Source organism: Sinomonas soli (assembly GCF_054782415.1).
The window spans coordinates 1-2,133 of record NZ_BAAGSN010000032.1; the positions used below are offsets into that span (position 1 = coordinate 1).

Annotated in this window: 3 protein-coding genes; all 3 read right to left on the bottom strand. The window is 75.5% G+C overall.

The annotated features are described in order from the left end of the window. Positions 1-69: 69 nt before the first annotated feature. Positions 70-696, bottom strand: a complete 627-nt coding sequence (locus tag ACYVKZ_RS20540; RefSeq protein ID WP_334172998.1) for a DedA family protein — start codon at positions 694-696, stop codon at positions 70-72. Continuing rightward, positions 693-1,439 (bottom strand): phosphatase PAP2 family protein, encoded by a 747-nt coding sequence (locus tag ACYVKZ_RS20545; RefSeq protein ID WP_460994316.1) that lies wholly within the window; start codon positions 1,437-1,439, stop codon positions 693-695. The genes ACYVKZ_RS20540 and ACYVKZ_RS20545 overlap by 4 nt, the downstream gene beginning before the upstream one ends. A gap of 137 nt (positions 1,440-1,576) precedes the next feature. After that, positions 1,577-2,133, bottom strand: a 557-nt coding sequence (locus ACYVKZ_RS20550) for a phosphatidylglycerol lysyltransferase domain-containing protein (protein WP_460994318.1), incomplete at its 5' end; no start/stop codon positions are given.

The window sequence follows — 2,133 nt, forward strand, 5'->3', positions numbered from 1 at the left end:
ATGGCTGCGACGCTAGACGGGCGTCGATGAGAGGACGCTGAGAACTCCGGGCCGGCGCTGGCCGGCGGTTCAGGGCGTTTCGGCGGTCTCCCGCTCTCCGGCCCAGCGCCGGCGGCGGCGCCACAGGAGGAGGGCAGCCAGGACGGCCAGTGCCGTGACCACGGCCGCACCGGCGCCGGCGGAGCGTGCGACGGCGTCGTAGGAGGCTCCGGCGGCGAGCCCGAGGAGGACCGCTGCGCTGCCCCAGACGGTCCCCCCGACAGCGTTGAAGGCGAGGAACGACCTGTAGGGCATCTGGGCGGTGCCGGCCAGGGCGGGCATGACGGCGCGGAAGAAGGCGGTGAACCGTCCGAGGACGACGGCCAGGGCGCCCCTGTGCCGCAGCAGGTCCTGTGCCCGGCCGAGCCGGTCGCGGTGCCGGTCCAGGAGGCGTGCCTGCAGCAGCCGTGGACCGAAGCGCCTGCCGATGGCGTAGCCGACGGTGTCCCCGGCGATGGCTGCGACGACCACCGATGCCAGCATGGCCCAGACGGAGACGCGCCCGGTGGAGGCCAGTGCCCCACCGAGGATCGCCGCGGTCTCCCCCGGGATGACGAAGCCCACGAAGAGGGCGTCCTCGAGGAACACCAGGGCGAAGACCACGGCGCAGGCCAGGCCCGGCGGCATCTGCAGGACGGTGCCGGCAAACGCGCTCACCGCCGGCCCCCTTCCCCGGCGGGCCCGGGCTGCGGCCGTCCTTGGCGGCGCTCCAGGGCCTGTGCCAGACGGGGCCCCGCTGCCCGGTTCCAGACCGGCAGCCAGACCAGCATGGCAGCGGTGCCGACCAGGACCGAGCCGATGACGTCCGTGGGGTAGTGCACACCGAGGTAGACCCGGGACAGCCCGACAGCGGCGGTGAAGAGCACCCCGGCCGCCCCGGCCGCCCAGCGCTGCCGCGCAGTGTGGGCCAGGACCAGGACCACGGCCAGGGCCAGGGCGAAGGCGAGGGCGGTGTGGCCGCTGGGGAAGCTGTCAGGGCGTGTCTCGGACACCAGGGCGTGCACGGCCCGGGAAGGGGGGCGCAGCCGGCCCACGAGCACCTTCCCGGCCTCGGAGCTGGCCCATCCGGCGGCGGTGATGGACCCGAAGGCCGCTGCGTGGAGGGGGCGGCGGCGCAGCAGCAGCGCCGCGCAGGCCGCCGCCGCCAGGATCACCCCGCCGACAGGGCCGAGGAAGTAGTGCACTGCCAGGGCCGCGGCAGCGAGCACCGGGTTCCGGTCCCGGCCCCAGGCGGCGTCGACCCCCAGCTCCGGGGTGAACGGGCCGTAGGAGGACGCGACAGCCCCGAACAGCACCGCAGCGGCGAACAGCGCCGCCCCGGCGGGGAGCCACAGCCATGACCGCAGCGGCAGGGCCGGCCCCGCCAGCAGCCCTGCGTGTCCCCGGTCGTCCTCTGCCATGCCAGTCCTCCCGCCTTCGCCTGCGGGCCCCTTCCGCCACGGCTCCGCCCCCCAGTGTCGGCCCCCGCAGCTGAGAGGATTCTGAGCCCCGCGGCCGTAGACCGCGGCCCCCGCGGGCACGGCAGTGCCACGGCCGGTCAGTGTGCCCGATCGGGGTCCTTCCCCGGCCGTGGCCGGGTCGGGGACATCCTCGGCCGTGTGCGGGGGCGGAGGAGCCCGGCGGCGATGCGGCCGAGGAGGCCGAGGTGCTGGGCGGCTGTGGCGTGGGGCAGGTAGGCGCGGGTGAGGGCGCCGGCGATCGCCGGCAGCGACGCCGGATCGGGGTAGGCCAGGTGCAGCGGTTCCCAGCGGGGGCCGAACTTGGCCTTGAAAGCGTGCAGGGCGCGGAAGCCGTAGACGGGCTCGAGGAGGGACCCGATCCGTCCCAGGGCGCGGTCGAGGGCCGAGTCGGCGGGGCCGGGGGCCCCGCTGTGGGCCAACGGGGCGCCGGAGAGGCTGAGCGTCTGGAAGCCCTGGTCCTTCAGGTCCAGTGCGGCGGAGGCGATGAGGAATTCCATCGCTGGCCGGAACCCGGTGCCGCTTCGGCGCATGAAGTCCAGGGTCCACCCGGTCACGGTGCCGCCGGCGTGGACGGGAAGCCATGAGGAGACGGCGTGCACCCTCCCGTGGGCGTCGATGGCGAGCAGGAGGCGCA

What these genes read in the sequence shown, in the direction of transcription:
- ACYVKZ_RS20545 (WP_460994316.1), bottom strand. Translation starts at nt 1,439, where the DNA reads ATGGCAGAGGACGACCGGGGACACGCAGGGCTGCTGGCGGGGCCGGCC.